This is a genomic window from Ruegeria sp. CF4 (assembly GCF_056537345.1).
The window spans coordinates 23,320-41,797 of the sequence record NZ_JBQFRJ010000011.1 but is presented as its reverse complement, the minus strand read 5'-3'; the positions used below and the strand labels follow the sequence as shown (position 1 = coordinate 41,797).

At 60.5% G+C, this 18,478-nt stretch carries 14 protein-coding genes; 7 read left to right on the top strand and 7 right to left on the bottom strand.

Going from position 1 to position 18,478, the window contains the following annotated elements; genetic code table 11:
- Window positions 1–75: 75 nt before the first annotated feature.
- The 4 genes from ACR0NF_RS18035 to ACR0NF_RS18020 form a co-directional block, all read right to left on the bottom strand.
- The gene (locus ACR0NF_RS18035) at window positions 76–948 is read right to left on the bottom strand and encodes an NAD(P)-dependent oxidoreductase (RefSeq protein ID WP_480468956.1); all 873 of its coding nucleotides are present in this window, start codon (window positions 946–948) and stop codon (window positions 76–78) included.
- A gap of 91 nt (window positions 949–1,039) precedes the next feature.
- Complete coding sequence (gene cueR / locus ACR0NF_RS18030) at window positions 1,040–1,429, bottom strand: Cu(I)-responsive transcriptional regulator (protein ID WP_480656951.1); 390 nt, start codon at window positions 1,427–1,429, stop codon at window positions 1,040–1,042.
- Window positions 1,426–3,900 (bottom strand): heavy metal translocating P-type ATPase, encoded by a 2,475-nt coding sequence (locus tag ACR0NF_RS18025; protein WP_480778723.1) that lies wholly within the window; start codon window positions 3,898–3,900, stop codon window positions 1,426–1,428. Before ACR0NF_RS18025 ends, cueR begins: the two co-directional genes overlap by 4 nt.
- A gap of 106 nt (window positions 3,901–4,006) precedes the next feature.
- Window positions 4,007–4,639, bottom strand: coding sequence for a pyridoxamine 5'-phosphate oxidase family protein (locus ACR0NF_RS18020; protein WP_480778722.1), 633 nt, complete (start codon window positions 4,637–4,639; stop codon window positions 4,007–4,009).
- A 204-nt stretch (window positions 4,640–4,843) separates the two neighbouring features.
- On the opposite strand from ACR0NF_RS18020, the gene ACR0NF_RS18015 reads away from it, so the two are divergent.
- Window positions 4,844–6,001, top strand: a complete 1,158-nt coding sequence (locus tag ACR0NF_RS18015) for an acyl-CoA dehydrogenase family protein (RefSeq protein ID WP_480778721.1) — start codon at window positions 4,844–4,846, stop codon at window positions 5,999–6,001.
- A gap of 158 nt (window positions 6,002–6,159) precedes the next feature.
- A complete protein-coding gene (locus ACR0NF_RS18010; RefSeq protein ID WP_480778720.1) occupies window positions 6,160–6,912 on the top strand; it encodes a nuclear transport factor 2 family protein in 753 nt (250 codons plus the stop codon).
- Window position 6,913: 1 nt separating this feature from the next.
- Here the strand turns inward: ACR0NF_RS18010 and ACR0NF_RS18005 are convergent, their stop codons facing one another.
- Window positions 6,914–7,804 (bottom strand): LysR substrate-binding domain-containing protein, encoded by an 891-nt coding sequence (locus ACR0NF_RS18005; protein WP_480778719.1) that lies wholly within the window; start codon window positions 7,802–7,804, stop codon window positions 6,914–6,916.
- Between the two features lie 180 nt (window positions 7,805–7,984).
- Between ACR0NF_RS18005 and ACR0NF_RS18000 the strand changes: the two genes are divergently transcribed.
- From ACR0NF_RS18000 to ACR0NF_RS17990, 3 genes are read left to right on the top strand one after another with little or no spacing between them, the layout of a single operon-like run.
- Window positions 7,985–10,177, top strand: coding sequence for a dehydrogenase E1 component subunit alpha/beta (locus tag ACR0NF_RS18000; RefSeq protein ID WP_480778718.1), 2,193 nt, complete (start codon window positions 7,985–7,987; stop codon window positions 10,175–10,177).
- Complete coding sequence (locus ACR0NF_RS17995) at window positions 10,174–11,208, top strand: ACP S-malonyltransferase (protein WP_480778717.1); 1,035 nt, start codon at window positions 10,174–10,176, stop codon at window positions 11,206–11,208. Before ACR0NF_RS18000 ends, ACR0NF_RS17995 begins: the two co-directional genes overlap by 4 nt.
- Before the next feature lie 42 nt (window positions 11,209–11,250).
- A complete protein-coding gene (locus ACR0NF_RS17990; RefSeq protein WP_480778716.1) occupies window positions 11,251–12,522 on the top strand; it encodes an NAD(P)/FAD-dependent oxidoreductase in 1,272 nt (423 codons plus the stop codon).
- A gap of 2 nt (window positions 12,523–12,524) precedes the next feature.
- Here ACR0NF_RS17990 and ACR0NF_RS17985 read toward each other — a convergent pair whose 3' ends face one another.
- Window positions 12,525–13,226 (bottom strand): SDR family oxidoreductase, encoded by a 702-nt coding sequence (locus tag ACR0NF_RS17985; RefSeq protein WP_480468966.1) that lies wholly within the window; start codon window positions 13,224–13,226, stop codon window positions 12,525–12,527.
- Between the two features lie 103 nt (window positions 13,227–13,329).
- On the opposite strand from ACR0NF_RS17985, the gene ACR0NF_RS17980 reads away from it, so the two are divergent.
- The gene (locus ACR0NF_RS17980; protein ID WP_480468967.1) at window positions 13,330–14,181 is read left to right on the top strand and encodes a LysR substrate-binding domain-containing protein; all 852 of its coding nucleotides are present in this window, start codon (window positions 13,330–13,332) and stop codon (window positions 14,179–14,181) included.
- On the opposite strand, the gene ACR0NF_RS17975 is transcribed toward ACR0NF_RS17980, so the two are convergent.
- Complete coding sequence (locus ACR0NF_RS17975; RefSeq protein ID WP_480468968.1) at window positions 14,172–15,074, bottom strand: LysR family transcriptional regulator; 903 nt, start codon at window positions 15,072–15,074, stop codon at window positions 14,172–14,174. The genes ACR0NF_RS17980 and ACR0NF_RS17975 overlap by 10 nt on opposite strands.
- Before the next feature lie 77 nt (window positions 15,075–15,151).
- Here ACR0NF_RS17975 and ACR0NF_RS17970 point away from each other — a divergent pair, with 77 nt between their 5' ends.
- Window positions 15,152–18,364, top strand: coding sequence for a reductive dehalogenase (locus ACR0NF_RS17970; protein ID WP_480778715.1), 3,213 nt, complete (start codon window positions 15,152–15,154; stop codon window positions 18,362–18,364).
- The last annotated feature ends 114 nt before the right edge of the window (window positions 18,365–18,478 follow it).

The window sequence follows — 18,478 nt, the reverse complement described above, 5'->3', positions numbered from 1 at the left end:
TTCATCTGGCCAAAAATATCTTCGGGGGGAATCGCGCCGACAGGCGCGATGGGGGGCAGACAGCCCCCTCTTCGATCACCCCAACGCGCGCAACCGCTTGAACAGAGAGGACGTATCCCAACGCCCCCCGCCCAGCTTCTGCACATCCTTGTAAAACTGATCGACCAGAGCAGTCACCGGCAAGGACGCCCCGGTTTCATCTGCAGTTTCCAGACAAATCCCCAGATCCTTGCGCATCCAATCCACGGCAAAGCCATGCTCAAAATGATCATCCAGCATGGTCTCATAGCGGTTCGCCATCTGCCAACTGCCTGCGGCGCCTTGACTGATCACCTCCACCACAGCGCGGCCATCCAGCCCGGCTTTCTCGGCAAAGTGCAACGCTTCGCTCAGGCCCTGCACCAGCCCGGCGATGGCGATCTGGTTGCACATCTTGGTCATCTGACCCGCGCCGCTGTCACCAATCCTGCGGCAGATCTTCGAATAGACCTGCATCATAGGCTCGGCCTTGTCGTAAGCCGCCTGATCCCCACCGCACATGATCGACAACACGCCATTCTCAGCGCCCGCCTGTCCGCCCGAGATCGGCGCGTCGACAAAAGCAATACCCTTCGCTTGACCGGCCGCATAAAGCTCGCGCGTCACTTTCGCTGAAACGGTGGTGTGATCCACAAAGATCGCACCCTCCGCCATCCCGTGAAAGGCACCTTCCTCACCAGAGCAAACCATGCGCAGATCGTCATCATTCCCGACGCAGGCCATCACGAAATCCGCACCCTCCGCCGCTGCGCGCGGCGTGGTCGCCATCGCGCCACCATGCTGTGCAACCCAGGTCTCGGCCTTGCTTGCGGTGCGATTGTAAACCGTGACCTCATGCCCTGCAGCCTGCAGGTGCCCCGCCATCGGATAGCCCATGACACCCAGGCCAAGGAACGCGACTTTTGCCATTTTTGAGATCCCCTCCGCTGTCCGGCGCGCGCATCGCGCCGGAATGTTCAGCGAAGACAAAGCAAAGCTGAGCCCAAAGGGCAACCCCGCGTCACGCTTTGTGGCCCAGGTCTTTCAGAATCGGACAATCCGGGCGGTCATCTCCGGCGCAGGCTTCGACAAGATGGCTGAGCGTATCGCGCATGCCCTTCAGATCGACGATCTTCGCATCGATCCGGGCCAGATGATCGCGCGCCACGCGTTTCACATCAGCGCTGGCACGGGATTCGTCTTCGTAGAGCGCCAACAGAGTGCGACAATCCTCGATCGTGAACCCCAGGGCGCGGGCGCGGCCCAGAAAGTTCAGCTTGTGAATGTCCTGATCCCGAAAACGCCGATATCCGTTGTCGTCGCGCAGCGGTTTGATCAGGTTGATGTCCTCGTAATACCGAATTGTCTTGGCAGGCAGGCCGGTGCGGGTTGAGACGTCTCCGATATTCATGCCGCCATCTCTCTTTGGCTCGTGTTGGTCTGCGCTTCCGGCAGGCTGGCTCTTACACGCCGCAGGCGCAGCGCGTTTGAAACAACGAAGACGCTCGAGAGCGCCATCGCTCCTGCGGCCAGAGCCGGCGATAACAGATGCCCGCCAAACGGATACAACACCCCGGCAGCAACCGGGATCAGAAGCGTGTTGTAGCCAAAGGCCCAGCCAAGGTTCTGCCGGATGTTGCGCATGGTCCGGCGGCTGATCTCGACCGCATTGGCCACGCCGCGCAGATCGCCTGACATCAGTACGACGTCTGCAGTTTCAATCGCCACATCGGTGCCGGTGCCAATCGCGACACCGATATCCGCCGTTGCCAGCGCCGGAGCATCATTAATTCCGTCGCCCACAAAAGCGAGTGCACCGAACTGCTGCTGCAGGGCTGAGATCGCGGCGACCTTGCCATCGGGCAACACCTCGGCTGTGACATGATCGATGCCCAAACGGTCGGCCAAAGCATGAGCCGTCTGTGCATTGTCGCCTGTGATCATCGCCAGCGTTACGCCCATCTCATGCAAGCGGGCCAGCGCCTCGGTCGTACCCGGTTTGATCGGATCGGATACGGCCAAAGCTGCTGCGGCCTGACCGTCGATGGCGACATAGATCGGTGTCGCACCTTGTGCAGCGCGCTTTTGCGCCTCGGTCCGCAGGTCGCCCAGATCAATGTCATTCTGGGCCATCAGCCGATCCGCGCCAACCAGCACGTCGCGCCCCTCGATCTGAGCGCGCAGGCCGAGGCCAGTCAGGGACTCGAACGCTTCGATCTCGGGCAAGGCCTGGGGCCCAGCACGAGTGATCGCTGTGGCGATCGGGTGCTCGGACCGGGCCTCGGCAGCGGCGGCGAGGCGCAGAGCCTCGGCGCGGTCAAAGCCGTTGGTGATGATGACCTCTTCCAGTTCCGGTCGGCCCAGTGTCAGCGTCCCTGTTTTGTCCAGCGCGATGACCTTGGCCTGTTGCAATTGTTGCAGCGCGTCACCCTTGCGGAACAGCACGCCCAACTCGGCAGCGCGGCCCGTGCCCACCATGATCGAGGTCGGCGTCGCCAGACCCATCGCGCAGGGGCAGGCAATGATCAGGACCGATACCCCGGCGACCAAAGCCAATGGCAAGGCCGGGGCAGGGCCAAAGATCAACCACACCGCTACCGTCAGCACAGCAATCGCCATAACAGCAGGGACGAAATAATAGGTAATCCGGTCGACAAGCCCCTGAATGGGCAGCTTTGCCCCTTGCGCTTGCTCGACCATCCCGATGACCTGCGCCAGGACCGTATCCGCGCCCACATGCGTCGCCTGAATGCGCAGAGCCCCGGTGCCGTTCACTGTACCGCCAACAACAGGATCACCGATGGCTTTGCCAACGGGCACGGGCTCGCCGGTAATCATGCTCTCATCGATATAAGAATTGCCGTCCAGCACGGTACCATCCACAGGCACGCGCTCTCCGGGTCGGATTTGAACGATGTCACTGACCACAATCTCGGCGATGGTGCGGTCGATCAGCTGACCATCTTTTTCGACACGTGCAATTTTGGGCTGCAGCCTAACCAGTTTGCGTATGGCGGCCCCGGTCCGCCCTTTGGCACGGGCCTCCAGCAAACGGCCTAGCAGGATCAGGACGACAATGACGGCTGCGGCCTCGAAATACACATTGGCGGTGCCCTGCGGCAGCACCTGCGGTACAAAGGTTGCAATCACCGAATAAAGATACGCAGCCCCGGTACCCAGCGCGACGAGCGCATTCATGTCCGGCGCGCCGCGCAGAAGCGAGGGGATACCTTTGGCATAAAACACGCGCCCGGGACCGATCAGCAATATCGTGGTCAGGGCGAATTGGATCACATGACTGGTCTGTGCCCCAATTGTGGCCATCATCCATTGATGAAAGGCCGGGATCATATGCCCGCCCATTTCAAGGATGAACACCGGCACGGCCAGCGCCGCCGCGATCAGTGTCGTACGGTGCAAACCGGCAAGTTCTTCGGCTTTTTCATCCTGATCCTCTGCGCCCGTATCGGCGGGTCTGGCTGGGTATCCGGCCTCGGACACGCGTTTTGCCAGCGATGCCGGATCGGTCAGGCCGTCGGCATAGTCGATCACAGCACTTGCATTGGCGAGGTTGACCGATGCCTCCGTCACACCGGGGATGGCATGCAGAGTACGCTCGATCCGGGAGACACAGGACGCGCAGCTCATCCCATCGATCTTCAAACGTGCCTGACGTGCCGCCGCAGGGTAGCCCGCTGTATCCAATGCAGTCAAAATATCCGAAAGCGCGGCGTCATGGGTCACATCCGCCGTGCCGGTCGCGAAGTTCACCGCAGCCTCTCTGACGCCGGGCAACGCACCCAACGCGGCCTCAACCCGGCCGACGCAGGAGGCGCAGTTCATGCCCGTAATCTTGATCTGATTGTGTTGTGATGCCGACATCCGAGTCGTCCCAAAAGTGACTTTCGCCTCTGAAATAAGGGTTCCAGTCACGGGAAGGTCAAGGGTTGAGCCATCATTTCCCTGGCCCGCGTCGGTTTGGCGCGGGTTAGGTGGTTGCAGACTTCAATGCGGCCAGTTCCTGACGCAGTCTTTGATTTTCGGCCTGCAGCTCAGCCAATTGCTGACCCAGCGCGTTCATGTGCGGCCTCAATTGGGCCTCAGTAAAGCGGGGCGTGATGTGGCGCGGGCAGTTCCAGTCCAGCGCTTCGACATGGAGGATCGCGGCGCGCTCAGCCTTGGCTTCGACACCCTCTGGAAAGAGGTGGGCAGCAGCATTTGCCCCTTCGGTGAAAGCCATCCGCCCAAGTATCTTAAGGCGGCGGCTGTTTGCGTAATCCATCAGGATCAGCGCAACCCGGTCGTTGCCGTCCAGATTGCCGCGCGAAATATACTGCTGATTGCCTGAGAAATCCGCATAGCCGATGGTTCGGTCGTCCAGAACCCTAAGAAATCCAATCGGTCCGCCACGGTACTGCACATAAGGCCAACCTGTCTCGGACACGGTGGCCTGATAGAACCCGTCCCGGGCCTGAATAAACTCTTGCTCAGCCGGACCAATCCGATGGCCTTGCTGCGGCCCACCTTCGATGAATTTTGCATAACCGTCCGCCGAACCCATGCGATCTTGGTGGGCGCGCACGGCGGGTGTGAAGGTCAGTTCGGAAAAGGCACGCGGCATGGGTTTTCTCTCGTCGATATGGTTGGCAAGGATAAAAGCCGCTTGGGATGGGCTTGTCACCCGGTGGAACTCAGATGTGATCCCAAGAGGTTGGCGCACAAAGGGACGTTGCGTAGCGAACTGCGCGGACGCCACGTCACATGGATTGGAAGGAATCGCGTGCAAGGATAGCTTTGGACAAACACTTGATCTGGAGAGCTTTTGATGTCGCTTTTTACCAGCACCGCCGCCTGGGTTACTGACGAACACCGGATGTTTGCCGATATGGCGGGCCGGTTCATGGATGATGCACTGGTGCCCAACGCCGAAACCTGGATCGAAAACGGTGTCGTGGATCGCGCGTTCTGGCTGCAGGCCGGGCAGGCGGGCCTGATGGCGGGCTCGATTGCCGAGGAGTATGGCGGCGTGGGCGGCGGCTTGGGATTTGATTCCGTGACGCTCTATGAGCAGACCGCACGCGGGGACGCCGGTTGGGGGTACGGGATCCAATCCATCGTAACCCACTATATCACTGCCTATGGCAGCGAGGATCAGAAACAGCGATGGCTGCCGAAACTTGCGTCGGGTGAGATGATCGGTGCGCTGGCTATGACCGAACCGGGCACCGGGTCGGACGTTCAGGCGGTCAAGACCAGCGCCGAGAAGGATGGCAATTCCTATCGGCTGAACGGGTCCAAGATTTTCATTACCAACGGTCAGTCTGCCGATCTTGTGATCGTCGCGGCCAAAACCGACAAATCGCTGGGCGCCAAGGGGGTGTCGCTGATCGCGGTCGAAACGGAAGGGGCCGAGGGGTTCCGACGCGGGCGTAACCTGAAGAAGCTGGGGATGAAGGGCAACGATACGGCTGAGCTGTTCTTTGAAGACGTCAAAGTGCCCATGACGAACCTGCTGGGCCCGGAAGAGGGGCAGGGGTTCTATCAACTGATGAAACAGCTGCCATGGGAGCGGTTGACCATCGGGATCATGGCGCTGGGCGCGATTGACTTCGCCATCGCCGAAACGGTGAAATACGTGCAGGAGCGCAAGGCCTTTGGTCAGAGGGTAATGGATTTCCAGAACACCCGCTTCAAACTGGCCGAATGCAAAACCAAGGCCGAAGTGCTGCGCAGTTTCGTCAACGATTGCATCGGCAAGCTTGAGGCAGGTGAGTTGGATGCGGCCACCGCCTCGATGGTGAAATACTGGGGCTCTGAAGTGCAGAACGAGATCATGCACGAATGTCTGCAACTTTTCGGCGGCTATGGGTTCATGATGGAATACCCGATCGCGCGGCTCTATGCGGATGCGCGGGTTCAGATGATCTATGGCGGCACCAATGAGGTCATGAAAGAACTCATCGCCCGTTCGCTGGACGTCTGAGGCAAAGCGCTCCCGCCCGTCGTCGACATTCCTGGCCCCCTGCCGTCCGCAGGACGCAAGGCCGAAGGCCGCGCAGCCTTTGACGCGTACCGACATTGCCGATGCGCCATCCGCCTGCCATGATTGCCACAAGTTGTTTCGGCAAAAGGAGCGTGCTCATGGCGGCGTCGAACAAATCCCGCATCTGCGCCTTGCTCAAAAGCATCGAAACCGGTGATCCCGGCCCGATCTCGGTGGTGAACGAGGCGCGCTACATCCAGCATAACCCGCAGACCCATGAAGGCAGCGAGGGGCTGGCTGCGTTGTTCAAGCGTCTGTCCGAGACCTCTCCGCGCGTCAACATCGTCCGGGCGTTCGAGGATGGGGCGTTTGTTTTTGCCCATACCGAGTATGATTTCTCGCGTCGCAATATCGGGTTCGAGGTGTTCCGTTTTGCAGATGGGCAGGCGGTGGAGCATTGGGACAACATACAGGCCCGCCAAGGCCCCAATGCGTCGGGTCACAGTATGGTTGATGGGTCGACTGAGGTTGGTGATCCTGCATTGACCGAACAGAACCGGGCTTTCGTTCGATCCTTTGTTGAGGCGGCTCTGATTGGCGGTGATTTGGAGCAACTCGCCTCTTGCATCGATGCGGCTGCCTACATGGAACACAACCCGCGCCTGACCGATGACATTGCCGTGTTGCGGGCTGAACTCTCAGACCCAGACAGGGTGAATTATCGGCACCTGCATCGGGTTTTGGCTGAGGGCGATTTTGTTCTGACCGTCTGCGAGGGTGAGTTTCAGGGGAAGCATAGCGCGTTCTATGATCTCTTCCGCATCGCGGATGGCAAGATCGTCGAACACTGGGACACCGTCGAAGCCATTGCGCCACGTGAGCAATGGAAAAATGGCAACGGCAAGTTCTGACTTATTCCGAAGCCAGTTGATCCCTTAGCCAATCCTGAAAGGATTTCAGCGGTTCGGGCGTGGCACGGTCATTGGGCCAGACGAGATAATAGTCGCCCAAACTGACAGGAGGTCCTTCCCAAGCGGGCACCAGACGCCCGGCTTCCAGATCGTCCTGCACCAGATATGCAGGTAATAGACCGACGCCCAATCCATGTATCGAGGCCTGTATCATGGTCGAGAACTGATCAAACAGCATCCCTCGTAAGCCGGTGACGGAATGGCCCTGCATTTCAAACCATCTCTCCCAGGCGTCCGGACGTGATTCCAGATGCAGTAATGGGGCGGTGCGAAGGGCCTCCAACGTGTCGGCGGTGGTCCCGATCAACCCCGGTGCGCAGACCGGCAGCACCTCTTCTCGCATGATCGGCAGATAGTGGACCCCGGCCCAGTCTCTTTGGCCGAAATGAATGGCTGCATCGAAGGGTTCAGAGGCAAAATCGAACGGCTTCAGCCGGGTGCCCAGATTGACCGTGACCTCAGGGTGGCGGCGGGCAAAACTCTGCAGCCGGGGGGCAAGCCAATGCATGCCAAAGGCGGGCAGGATCGACAGGTCCAGTGAACCGCCCGCCGGGTTTGCCTTCAGCTTAAGCGCCGCCTGCGCCAGTTCCTGCAGCGCGGACCTTGCGGTTTGCACATAGTCTTTGGCCGCAGGTGTCAGATGCAGACGCATCTGGCTGCGCTCGATCAGTTGCACGCCCAACTGATCTTCCATCGTCTTCAGCTGACGGCTGATTGCACTTTGTGTCAAAGACAACTCTTCTGCTGCGGCTGATGCACTGCCCAGCCTATCCACGGCCTCTAGCGCCAGCAGGGACGAGATAGACGGAAGAAACCGGCGTGGCGCAATCATATGATGAAACCTCATACCTTTTGGATGCAATAGCACTGGTTTTTTCCCGCTGCCAGAGCGATGAGTTCAAAATGGCCCCTATGCTCGCCAGAGTGTTGAGCTTGAAATCCCCGGCAGAGCGCGGGACAAATTAGCCAGTGGCCGACGGGCCGATGACACCGACCAGACAAGGCAAGACCCATGGACCGTGCCCAGATCGTACATGAGAACTTCCTGACTCGCGTTGCACAGCGCGACCTGCCAGAAGGTGCGCCTCCGCGACCGGGGCTCAGTCCGACTGATGCCGTGTCGCTGTTTCGGTCACAGGTGCTCAGCCGCGCCCTGGATCGGACCAGTCGCGCCATGCAGAAGGCGGGGCAAGGGTTCTATACGATCGGGTCTTCAGGACATGAGGGGATGGCAGCGGTAGCCCACGCGTTGCGGCCGACGGATATCGCATTCCTGCATTACCGCGATGCCGCATTCCAGATCGCCCGCGCCGAACAGGTGCCGGGCCAGCAGATCGCCTGGGACATGCTGTTGAGTTTTGCCTGTTCCAAAGAAGACCCCACCTCGGGCGGGCGGCATAAGGTTCTGGGCTCCAAGGCTCTGACCATCCCGCCGCAGACCTCTACGATTGCCAGCCACCTGCCCAAAGCTGTCGGCGCAGCCTATAGCTTGGGTGCGGCGCGGCGGCATGATCCGGAACATCGGAATCTTCCTGAAGATGGGATCGCGATGTGTTCCTTCGGCGATGCCTCAGCCAACCATTCGACCGCGCAGGGGGCGATCAACACTGCGGGCTGGACCAGCGTTCAATCGACCCCGCTGCCGCTGCTGTTTGTCTGCGAAGACAACGGGATCGGAATTTCGGTCAAGACACCCAAGGGCTGGATTCAGGCCTCGATGGAGCATCGGCCCGGGATCAGGTACTTCCAGGCCAATGGCCTCGACATCTACGAGACCTTCGCCGTGGCGCAGGAGGCTGCTGACTATGTCCGCACCCGGCGCAAACCGGCCTTCCTGCATCTGAAAACCGTGCGCCTCTATGGCCATGCCGGTGCGGATGTGCCCACGACCTACCTGCCGAAAGCCGAGGTTGAGGCGGATGAGGCCAACGACCCCCTGTTGCATTCCGTGCGCCTGCTGGATCAGGCCGGGGCATTGTCCCCGGTTCAGGCGCTGAAAATCTACGAAGAGACTTGCGCCCGCACCGACCGCGTGGCGGCGGAGGCTGCCTCACGCCCGCATCTGGCCAATGCGGCCGAGGTCATGGCCAGCCTGATCCCGCCCAAGCGCCCTTGTAAACCGACCAACGGCCCCAGCGCCGAGGCGCGGGCCAAGGCCTTTGGCGGCGATATGCGCGCGATGGACGAGCCTCAGCCTATGAGCCGCCTGATCAACTGGGCGCTGACCGATTTGATGCTGGAACATGGCGAAATCGTCTGCATGGGCGAGGATGTGGGCCGTAAGGGCGGTGTCTATGGCGTGACGCAGAAGCTGCAGCAACGGTTTGGCTCAGACCGGGTGATCGATACTTTGCTGGATGAGCAATCCATTCTGGGCCTCGCCATCGGCATGGGCCATAACGGATTCGTTCCGATCCCCGAGATCCAGTTTCTGGCCTATCTGCACAATGCCGAAGACCAGATCCGGGGCGAAGCCGCAACGCTGCCCTTCTTCTCGAACGGTCAGTTCACGAACCCGATGGTGTTGCGGATCGCGGGGCTTGGGTATCAGAAGGGTTTTGGCGGGCATTTCCACAACGACAATTCTCTGGCCGTTCTGCGGGATATTCCGGGCGTGATCATCGCCTGCCCATCCACTGGCGCGGATGCGGCGCAGATGCTGCGCGAATGCGTGCGACTGGCGCGTGAGGAACAGCGGGTGGTGGTGTTTCTGGAACCGATTGCGCTCTATCCCATGCGGGATCTGCACGCGGCGCAGGATGCGGGGTGGATGACGACCTATCCCTCACCGGACCAACACATCGCACTGGGCGAGGTCGGGGTGCAAGGGGACGGTACCGATCTGGCTATCGTGACTTATGGCAATGGGCATTACCTGTCGAAACAGGCGCTGCCCGAATTGCAGGCGGCGGGGCTGAAGGCGCGGATCATAGACATGCGCTGGCTCGCCCCCTTGCCGGTCGAGGCCCTGCGCGAGGCCACCAAAACATGCGCGCATGTTTTAGTCGTCGACGAATGCCGCCGCACCGGCAGTCAATCCGAGGCGCTGATGACTTTCTTCGCCGAAGAAAGTCCCTCCACCCCAACCGCCCGCGTGGTGGCCGAGGATTGTTTCATCGCTACTGGCCCCGCCTATGCTGCGCCTCTGCCCTCAAAAGACGGTATCGTTGCGGCAGCGTTGAACCTGACCGGAGGCGCAGCATGACCCGCACCGCCGTTGTGATTTGTCCCGGTCGGGGAACCTATAACAAGCCTGAACTGGGCTATCTGCACCGTCACCACACCGACCGAATGCAGATGTTCCGTGACTTTGACGCCATCCGCGCTGAGGCCGGGCAGGAGGCCGTCACCGCTCTGGATGGTGCAGACCGCTACACCGTCAGCAAATACTCGCGCGGAGATGTGGCGTCCCCGCTGATCTACGCCGCGTCGCTGGCTGATGCACAAACGCTGGCCGAGGACATCGAAGTGGTTGCCGTTACGGGCAATTCAATGGGATGGTACATCGCATTGGCCGCCGGCGGTGCCCTGTCGCCCGAGAACGGCTTTCGTGTGGTGAACACCATGGGCACACTGATGCAGGAGCATCTGATCGGCGGGCAACTCGTGTATCCCTTCACAGACGATAGCTGGGCCAATGACGCCACCCGCAAGGCTGACCTTTTGGCGGATGTGGCGCGTATCAACCAGATCGAAGGCCATACATTGGCTTTGTCAATTGATCTCGGCGGCATGCTGGTTCTTGCGGGCAACGAGGACGGCCTGAAAGCGTTCGAGGCTTCTCAGCCAACGGTACAGGAACGCTTTCCCATGCGATTGGCCAACCACGCCGCGTTCCACACGGCGTTGCAAGCGCCGGTTGCGGCCGAAGGTCGGGCGCGGCTGGGGGCGGACCTTTTCGGCCAGCCGGATCGCCCCCTGATCGACGGGCGCGGGAAAATCTGGTGGCCGGGGGCGACGGATACGCAGGCGCTGCGGGATTACACTCTGGGCCATCAGGTGACCGAACCTTACGATTTCACGCGCGCGATCCAGACTGCGGCTCGTGAATTTGCACCCGATCTGTTCATTGTCACCGGACCCGGAGCCACCTTGGGCGGCGCAGTTGCGCAGTCGCTGGTTCTGTCTGATTGGCGTGGCATGGGTGACAAAGCCGCGTTCCAGGCGCGGCAAGAGGCGCAGCCCTTCCTGATCGCCATGGGCCGTGAAGATCAAAGGGCGCTTGCAACCGGCTGATCCTGCGCCCTAATGGACCCGTAATACTGCAAGGAGCGCGATGTGAGCGATCATGATCAGTCCCTTTGGTCAGAGACCTGCCGCGAGCATGTGGAAAGCCAACCTCTGACCCGCGACATCACCGTCGATCTTGCGGTCATTGGCGGTGGGTATACCGGCTGTTCGGCCGCTCTGACAGCCGCGCAGGCGGGGGCCTCGGTCTGTGTGTTTGAGGCGCAGGAGATCGGGCATGGAGGCTCCGGTCGCAATGTCGGGTTTGCCAATGCGGGCCTGTGGTTGCCGCCTGAAGAGATACGCAAATATCTGGGCACGGAAGCCGGGAACCGCCTGATCGATCTTCTGGGTGCGGCTCCATCCGAGGTGTTCGACCTGATCGAAGCACATGGGATCGATTGCGACCCGGTCCGCAATGGCACCCTGCATTGCGCGCATTCGGCGGCCGGTTTGCGCGACCTGCAATCCCGCCACGCGCAACTGAGCGCGACAGGTGCTCCGGTCGAGTTGCTTTCTTCGGATCAGGCCGCGAACCGCACCGGAAGCGAGGCGTTTCACGGGGCGTTATTTGACCCGCGTGCAGGCACGATCCAGCCACTGGGATATGTGCGCGGTCTGGCGCGTTCGGCGCAGGAGGCCGGCGCGCAGATCTTTGCACGAAGCCCGGTGCGATCGATGCGGCATGATGGCGATGTCTGGATATTGACGACGCCACAAGGCACCGTTCGGGCAAAGTTGGTGATCCAGGCGACCAACGCGTATCACCAGAATCTGGCCGACTCAGCACCGGCTTATGTGCCGGTTTATTACTTCCAATACGCCACGGCACCTCTGTCCGACAATCTGCGGGCCAGCATTCTGTCAGGCGGTGAGGGGGCGTGGGATACCGGCCTGATCATGACCTCGTTTCGTATGGATCACGAAGGGCGCTTCATCCTCGGTGCGATGGGCGATCTCGCCCATGCGGGAAGCGCGACACATACCGCGTGGGCCAAGCGTAAATTGGCCGAGCTTTATCCGCAACTGGCCGATCAACCCTTGGAACAAGGCTGGCACGGGCGCATTGCCATGACCTCGGACCATATCCCCAAGATCACCCGGATCGGACCGAACGCGCTTGCCATCCACGGATATTCGGGTCGCGGTATCGGTCCCGGCACCGTGTTTGGCCGCCTGACCGCGCAGAGCCTGTTGCAGGACGACCCCGTGCTTTTGCCGGTGCCTGCGGTGTCCGATTACAGCGAGCGCTGGACCGGCCTGCGCCGCGCCTATTTCGAAACCGGCGCGGCGCTGACGCATCTCATCAAGGCCCGGTTCTGACGTCAGACAGACCGGGTGATTCCACCGTCGACGCGAATGTTTTGTCCAGTGATGTAGCCTCCGCCTTCGGAGGCGAGCATGGCCACGACCGAGGCGATCTCATCATAGCTGCGCCCATAGCGGCCCAGTGGAATGCGCGCGCGGAACTCTTCCTTCTCGGGCAGGCTGTCGATGAAACCGGGCAATACGTTGTTCATGCGGATATTGTCGGCAGCGTATTGGTCCGAGAACAGCTTGGTAAATGCCGCCAACCCTGCGCGGAACACGCCAGAGGTCGGAAACACCGGATCAGGCTCGAAGGCGGCAAAGGTCGATATGTTGATGATCGACCCACCGCCTTGCGCCTGCATGATCGGGGTTACCAATCGTGTGGGCCGTACGGCGTTCATGAAATAGACATCCATGCCGGCGTGCCAATCCTCATCCGTCAGTTCAAGCACCGGCGCGCGAGGGCCGTGACCTGCCGAGTTGACCAGCACATCAATCCGCCCCCAATGGGCCATCGCTGCATCGATCAGCTTTTGCAGATCATCATTTGATTGGTTCGAGCCGGTGATGCCCACGCCGCCCAACTCATGCGCCAGCGCCTCACCCTTGCCCGAGGAAGACAGGATGCCGACCTTGAACCCGTCCGCCGCCAATCTGCGCGCACTGTCTGCGCCCATGCCGCTGCCGCCTGCGGTGATCAAAGCTACTTTTTCCATCTACACACTCCTATGCCTTGTTTCGCAAGACGATGGCGCAGCAAGATCAATTTTACCAATCAGTTCTGTTGCGCGGTGGCAGTAGAAAATCTACAGTCAGGGAATGCCCGCTCTTCCACCTCTCAACGCGATGCGCGCCTTTGAAGCATCGGCGCGTCACCTGAATTTTCGCCTTGCCGCGGAAGAAATCGGCGTAACCCAGGGGGCGGTTGCGCAACAGGTGCGCGGGCTTGAGGCGCGGCTGGGAACGGCGCTGTTCGAACGCCTTCCACGCGGTTTGTGCCTGACCGAAGCGGGGCGTCGGTTCCACGCACCGCTGCGCCGGGCGTTTCGGCTGATCGAAGAGGCTGTAGATGATTTGGCCGATCAGCGGCAGATCACGATCTCGGTCACGCCCAGCTTTGCCTCAAAATGGCTGGTGCCGCGTCTGAGTGATTTTGTGACCCGACATCCCGACATCTCGGTGCAGGTCGACGCGCGCGAGCGGTTGGCGGATTTCAGGTCGGACGGAGTCGACATCGCAGTGCGTCAAAGCCGAATGCCGATTGCACAGGGCTTGCAGGCGACGCCCCTGTTTTCGACCGAGTTCGTGGTGGTTGGCAGCTCGGAGCTTGCCGCGCAAATCTCTGGTCCAGACGATCTGATGCAGCACGTTCTGCTCAGCGATTCCCATGGGCTGTGGCCCCTGTTTCTGGAACGCGCCGGGGTCGATGGGCGACCCCGGATGATGAGTTTCAGCCAGACAAGCCTGGCGATAGATGCCGCAATCTCTGGGCAGGGGTTTGCGCTGGCCAACGCACCGCTTGTGTCGGCAGAACTGGCCTCGGGTCGGTTGGTGCAGCCGCTCTCCGAGGTGCTGGTTGATGACCTGAGCTTTTTCATCGTCACCCCGCAGAAACCGCGTCAACCAGAGTTGGTGAGACAGATGCGCGACTGGTTGCTGTCTCAGGTCTGAAGAGTTGTGGCAATGGCCTCAATCCGTTCGCGTAACCAACGATGTGCCGGGTCGTTGGCCGAGCGTTGGTGCCAGACCATATAGATCGACACCGGCTCGCATTTGAACGGCAGCGGCGCGCAGTCCAGCGCTGCAAGCGGACCGCGTTTCATCAACGCCGTATCGGTCGAGATCAGGTCGCTGCCTTTCACGAAGGGCGGGATCGCGTTGAAATGCGGCAAGGTCACGACGGGCGGTCTGATCTGGCTCTGATCCACGCCACGCATAACAGCGCGGGCGTTTCGCCCATCGGCAAAGCGCACCTCGACATGGTCGCTGTTGCAATAGGCCTGCCAATCCTTGGGCGGATCGCGACGGGAGGCGTCGTAGAATACTATCAGCGGGCTGGTAATCAGCCGTTTCTGAAAGATATCCGGCCCATCCGGCGGCAGAGGGGTCAGCATCAACTGACACCGATCGCTACGCAGCAGGTCCGGGTCGGGAACGCCCGAGGGGATGAACTCCAGCCGCAACCGAACGCCTTCTTCACGCGTTTCCCGCAACAGATCGGGAAATATAAGCTCGCGCGGCATATCATTTGTGGCGATCTGAACGTCCATCTGCTCGGACAGCGGATCAAACGGGCGGCCTTCGGTCAGCGCGCGCATGCTGTCCAATACCTGCTGTACCGGCTCTTTCAGCGATAGCGCACGCTCGGTCGGGGTCAGTCCCTGACCGGACCTGACAAACAGCGGATCACCCAGCACCTGCCGCAACTTACCAAGCGTATGGCTGATAGCCGATTGCGTCACGCCCAGCCGGTCCGCGGCTTTCGAGACCGAGCTTTCTTCGAGTATCGTCAGGAACACTCGCAGGACCTTGCCGTCGAGATCTGTGAAATCAATTCTGCTCATACCATCTATGATTATTCATGAATGGTTTTGGTGTCCATGCCGGGGTAGGGGAGTGGGCAGCAAGCAGGAGGCGCGCAATGGGGATCCGCTTTTTCTCGGACAAGAACAGACCTGTTCACATGGGTCCGTTCCCGCTGGAACGGCTGGCGCGGCAGGATCGGATGCCTGATCTGGCGCTGGTCGAACCGATGCGCGCACTCAGCTTTCACAGGCCCGAGCAGCCCGAAAGCATCGTGAATGCGATGGGCGAATTTCAGGCGATGATGGACGCGATCCGGGATGGGTTCGTGAATCCGGTTGCCTCGGAGATTCCTGCCAACCCTGTGGATCGTGCCAACCATCTGAAAGCATTCGGCTATTTCAATGATGCGTCGATGATGGGCTGCGGGCCGCTGCCTGCGGAGGCGATGCTGGCTGAGCCGCGGCGCAACCCGGATATCGACCGGCTGGCCCATGCGCTCAAAACGCGGCAGACCAAGACACTTGCCTCGGGCATCGACGTGATCATGGCGGACCTGAAAGAAAGCATGGAGGCCGCGCCGAAACCCATCGACTCTCATCGTCATGCGATTGTGTTCCTCTATGAGTTCAACCGCGACCCTGAGCCGTCAGAGCCGGGTACAGACTGGATCGGCGATGCGCAGGATCATCGTGCGTGCCTGCTGGCGACCGAGAATGCGGTGGTCATTGCCAATTACATCCGCCTGCTGGGCTTCGATGCGCGTGCGCATACGGCAATGTCGTCCGAGGTCGATCTGGGCAAGCTGGCGGTTGCGGCGGGACTGGCCTCGGTCGAGGACGGCGCGGTTGTGGTGCCGTGGCTAGGCAAGCGGTTCGGTTTGGCCGCCGTGACCACCGAGATGGAGATCGCGCATGACCGCCCACTGCGCCCGATGGCCGACCAGCCTTGGTTCCGCACGCAAGGACCCGCTTGGTGGCTGGGTGCGGGCTTTGCAAAGAACGCGCTGAACCGGGATGCCTATGCCAAGCGGCGTTATGTGGACGGGGCGCATCCGTTTGAGAACCTCAAACGGGTCGACACTCCGACCACCTATATCGACAAGGAAAACGTAGCCCGCGTGCCCAAGCGCGCGGATATGTTCGCACGGGCCCAGTTCGGTGACATGGGTAAATCGCTGCAGGATGCGACCAAGGGCGGTCATTATGTGCGCAAATCTGCCCCTAGCTTTGCCCAACGCCGCGCGCTGGGCGCATTTGTGTTGCTGCAGGACGGCGACAGCGCTGAGGCTTTGCGGCCAACCGATGCAGAGCGCAACGCAGCAAATATCAAGGCCGCGACCTATTTCCTTGGGGTCGATGCGGTCGGCCTCAGCCGGTGCCCCGAGTGGAGCTGGTATTCTCACGACGCCACCGGAGAAGAGATCGTTCCGCCCCATGATCAGGCCATCAGCATGATCATCGATCAGGGCTATGAAACGATGGAAGGCGCCAGCGGCGATGACTGGATCAGCGTGGCCCAATCCATGCGTGCCTATCTGCGGTTTTCACTGCTTGGCGGTGTGATCGCGCAGCAAATCCGCAATCTCGGCTATAAAGCTAAGGCGCATACGGTGATGGATGGCGAGGTGCTGCAACCGCCGCTGCTGCTGCTGTCGGGATTGGGAGAGGTCAGCCGGATCGGCGAAGTCATCCTGAACCCCTATCTCGGCCCACGCCTGAAATCTGGTGTGGTGACCACTGACATGCCGATGGCGCATGACAAACCTATCGATTTCGGCCTGCAGACCTTTTGCGAGTCTTGCAACAAATGTGCCCGCGAATGCCCCTCGGGTGCCATCACCGCCGGTCCGAAGCTGATGTTCAACGGCTATGAAATCTGGAAATCTGATAGCCAGAAATGCGCCACTTATCGCATTACCACGCCGGGCGGCGCGATGTGCGGGCGCTGTATGAAAACCTGCCCGTGGAATCTGGAGGGGATCTTCAAGGAACGTCCCTTCCGATGGGCCGCGATGAACATCCCGCAGGCCGCGCCTGCCTTGGCCAAACTGGATGATGCCGTCGGCAACGGGGGTCTAAATGACATCAAGAAATGGTGGTGGGACATCGAACTGGAACCCGACGGGGCCTATCGCCCATCCCAGCATTCTTTGAACCGGCGGGATCTGCAAAAAGACCTCGATCTGAAATACGAGGATCAGACGCTCGCCGTTTACCCCGCGCCCTTGGCACCGCATCCTTGGCCATACCCGTTCAACATGGACCGCGAAGCCGGGATTGCCGCCTATGAGGCGATGGTCACCGCCGAAGACTACAAGACGCGCAAAGCGGCGGGCGACATGTCGGTCATCCATCGCTATCAGGTCGCCGGGGACGCCCCGGTGATGCGGGTCGAACTGACCAAGGTCGATAAGATGACTGCGGACGTCACCAAGTACGAATTCTCGACCCTCGACGGCGCGCCTTTGCCCCAATGGACCGCTGGGGCGCATCTGGATGTGCTGGTCTCGCCTGAATTCCTGCGGCAATATTCGATGTCGGGCGACCCTTCGGACCGCACAATCTACCAGATCGGTGTGCTGCGCGAGGATGAAGGGCGCGGAGGCTCGGCCTTGCTGCATCGTATCTTCAATGAAGGGCGCAAGGTCTTCATCTCGAAGCCGATCAACCACTTTGAGCTGGATGAGACCGCGACCAGAACCTTCCTGATGGGCGGCGGTATCGGTATCACGCCGATGATTGCCTTTGCCCATCGCCTGTACGGGTTGGGCAAGCCCTTCGAGCTGCATTATTCCGCCAGCACCCGCGCCGGTGCCGGATATCTGGACGATCTGGCAGCTATGCCATGGGCCGATCATGTACACTATCATTTCTCGGATGAAGGCACGCGCGCCGATCTGGAGGCTGTTCTGGGCGGATATCAGGACGGCTGGCACGTTTATACCTGCGGCCCGGACCGCTATATGGACGGTGTTATACAGGCTGCCGAGGCGCAGGGTTTCCCCGAAGAAGCGCGGCATCTGGAGTATTTCTCGGTCCCCGAACAGCCCGAATATGAAAATAACCCGTTCACTCTGAGGCTGGCGAAATCGGGCCGGGACCTGACCGTTCCGGCAGACAAGGATGCTGCTCAGGTGTTGAACGAAGCGGGTTTCCACGTCGATGTGAAGTGCTCCGACGGCATTTGCGGTGTCTGCAAATGCGGCGTGATATCCGGCGAGATCGAACATCGCGACTTTGTCCTGTCCAACAAACAAAGAGAAGGCGCGATCATCCTATGCCAAAGCCGAGCAGCCGCACCAGACGGGGTGATCGAGATCGATCTGTGATCATTGGTGAAAAAACGACATTTTGAATTAGAAAAATTGGTCGATCCAGCCATGGACGCCGCCGATTTGCTGGACTAACGTCCCCGGCGAACCCCAGTCTATCCTGATCAACAG

What these genes read in the sequence shown, in the direction of transcription:
- ACR0NF_RS18000 (WP_480778718.1), top strand. Translation starts at nt 7,985, where the DNA reads ATGGACCGTGCCCAGATCGTACATGAGAACTTCCTGACTCGCGTTGCA.
- ACR0NF_RS17975 (WP_480468968.1), bottom strand. Translation starts at nt 15,074, where the DNA reads ATGAGCAGAATTGATTTCACAGATCTCGACGGCAAGGTCCTGCGAGTG.
- ACR0NF_RS17970 (WP_480778715.1), top strand. Translation starts at nt 15,152, where the DNA reads ATGGGGATCCGCTTTTTCTCGGACAAGAACAGACCTGTTCACATGGGT.
- cueR (WP_480656951.1), bottom strand. Translation starts at nt 1,429, where the DNA reads ATGAATATCGGAGACGTCTCAACCCGCACCGGCCTGCCTGCCAAGACA.
- ACR0NF_RS18015 (WP_480778721.1), top strand. Translation starts at nt 4,844, where the DNA reads ATGTCGCTTTTTACCAGCACCGCCGCCTGGGTTACTGACGAACACCGG.
- ACR0NF_RS18005 (WP_480778719.1), bottom strand. Translation starts at nt 7,804, where the DNA reads ATGATTGCGCCACGCCGGTTTCTTCCGTCTATCTCGTCCCTGCTGGCG.
- ACR0NF_RS17985 (WP_480468966.1), bottom strand. Translation starts at nt 13,226, where the DNA reads ATGGAAAAAGTAGCTTTGATCACCGCAGGCGGCAGCGGCATGGGCGCA.
- ACR0NF_RS18020 (WP_480778722.1), bottom strand. Translation starts at nt 4,639, where the DNA reads ATGCCGCGTGCCTTTTCCGAACTGACCTTCACACCCGCCGTGCGCGCC.
- ACR0NF_RS18010 (WP_480778720.1), top strand. Translation starts at nt 6,160, where the DNA reads ATGGCGGCGTCGAACAAATCCCGCATCTGCGCCTTGCTCAAAAGCATC.
- ACR0NF_RS18035 (WP_480468956.1), bottom strand. Translation starts at nt 948, where the DNA reads ATGGCAAAAGTCGCGTTCCTTGGCCTGGGTGTCATGGGCTATCCGATG.
- ACR0NF_RS18025 (WP_480778723.1), bottom strand. Translation starts at nt 3,900, where the DNA reads ATGTCGGCATCACAACACAATCAGATCAAGATTACGGGCATGAACTGC.
- ACR0NF_RS17980 (WP_480468967.1), top strand. Translation starts at nt 13,330, where the DNA reads ATGCCCGCTCTTCCACCTCTCAACGCGATGCGCGCCTTTGAAGCATCG.
- ACR0NF_RS17995 (WP_480778717.1), top strand. Translation starts at nt 10,174, where the DNA reads ATGACCCGCACCGCCGTTGTGATTTGTCCCGGTCGGGGAACCTATAAC.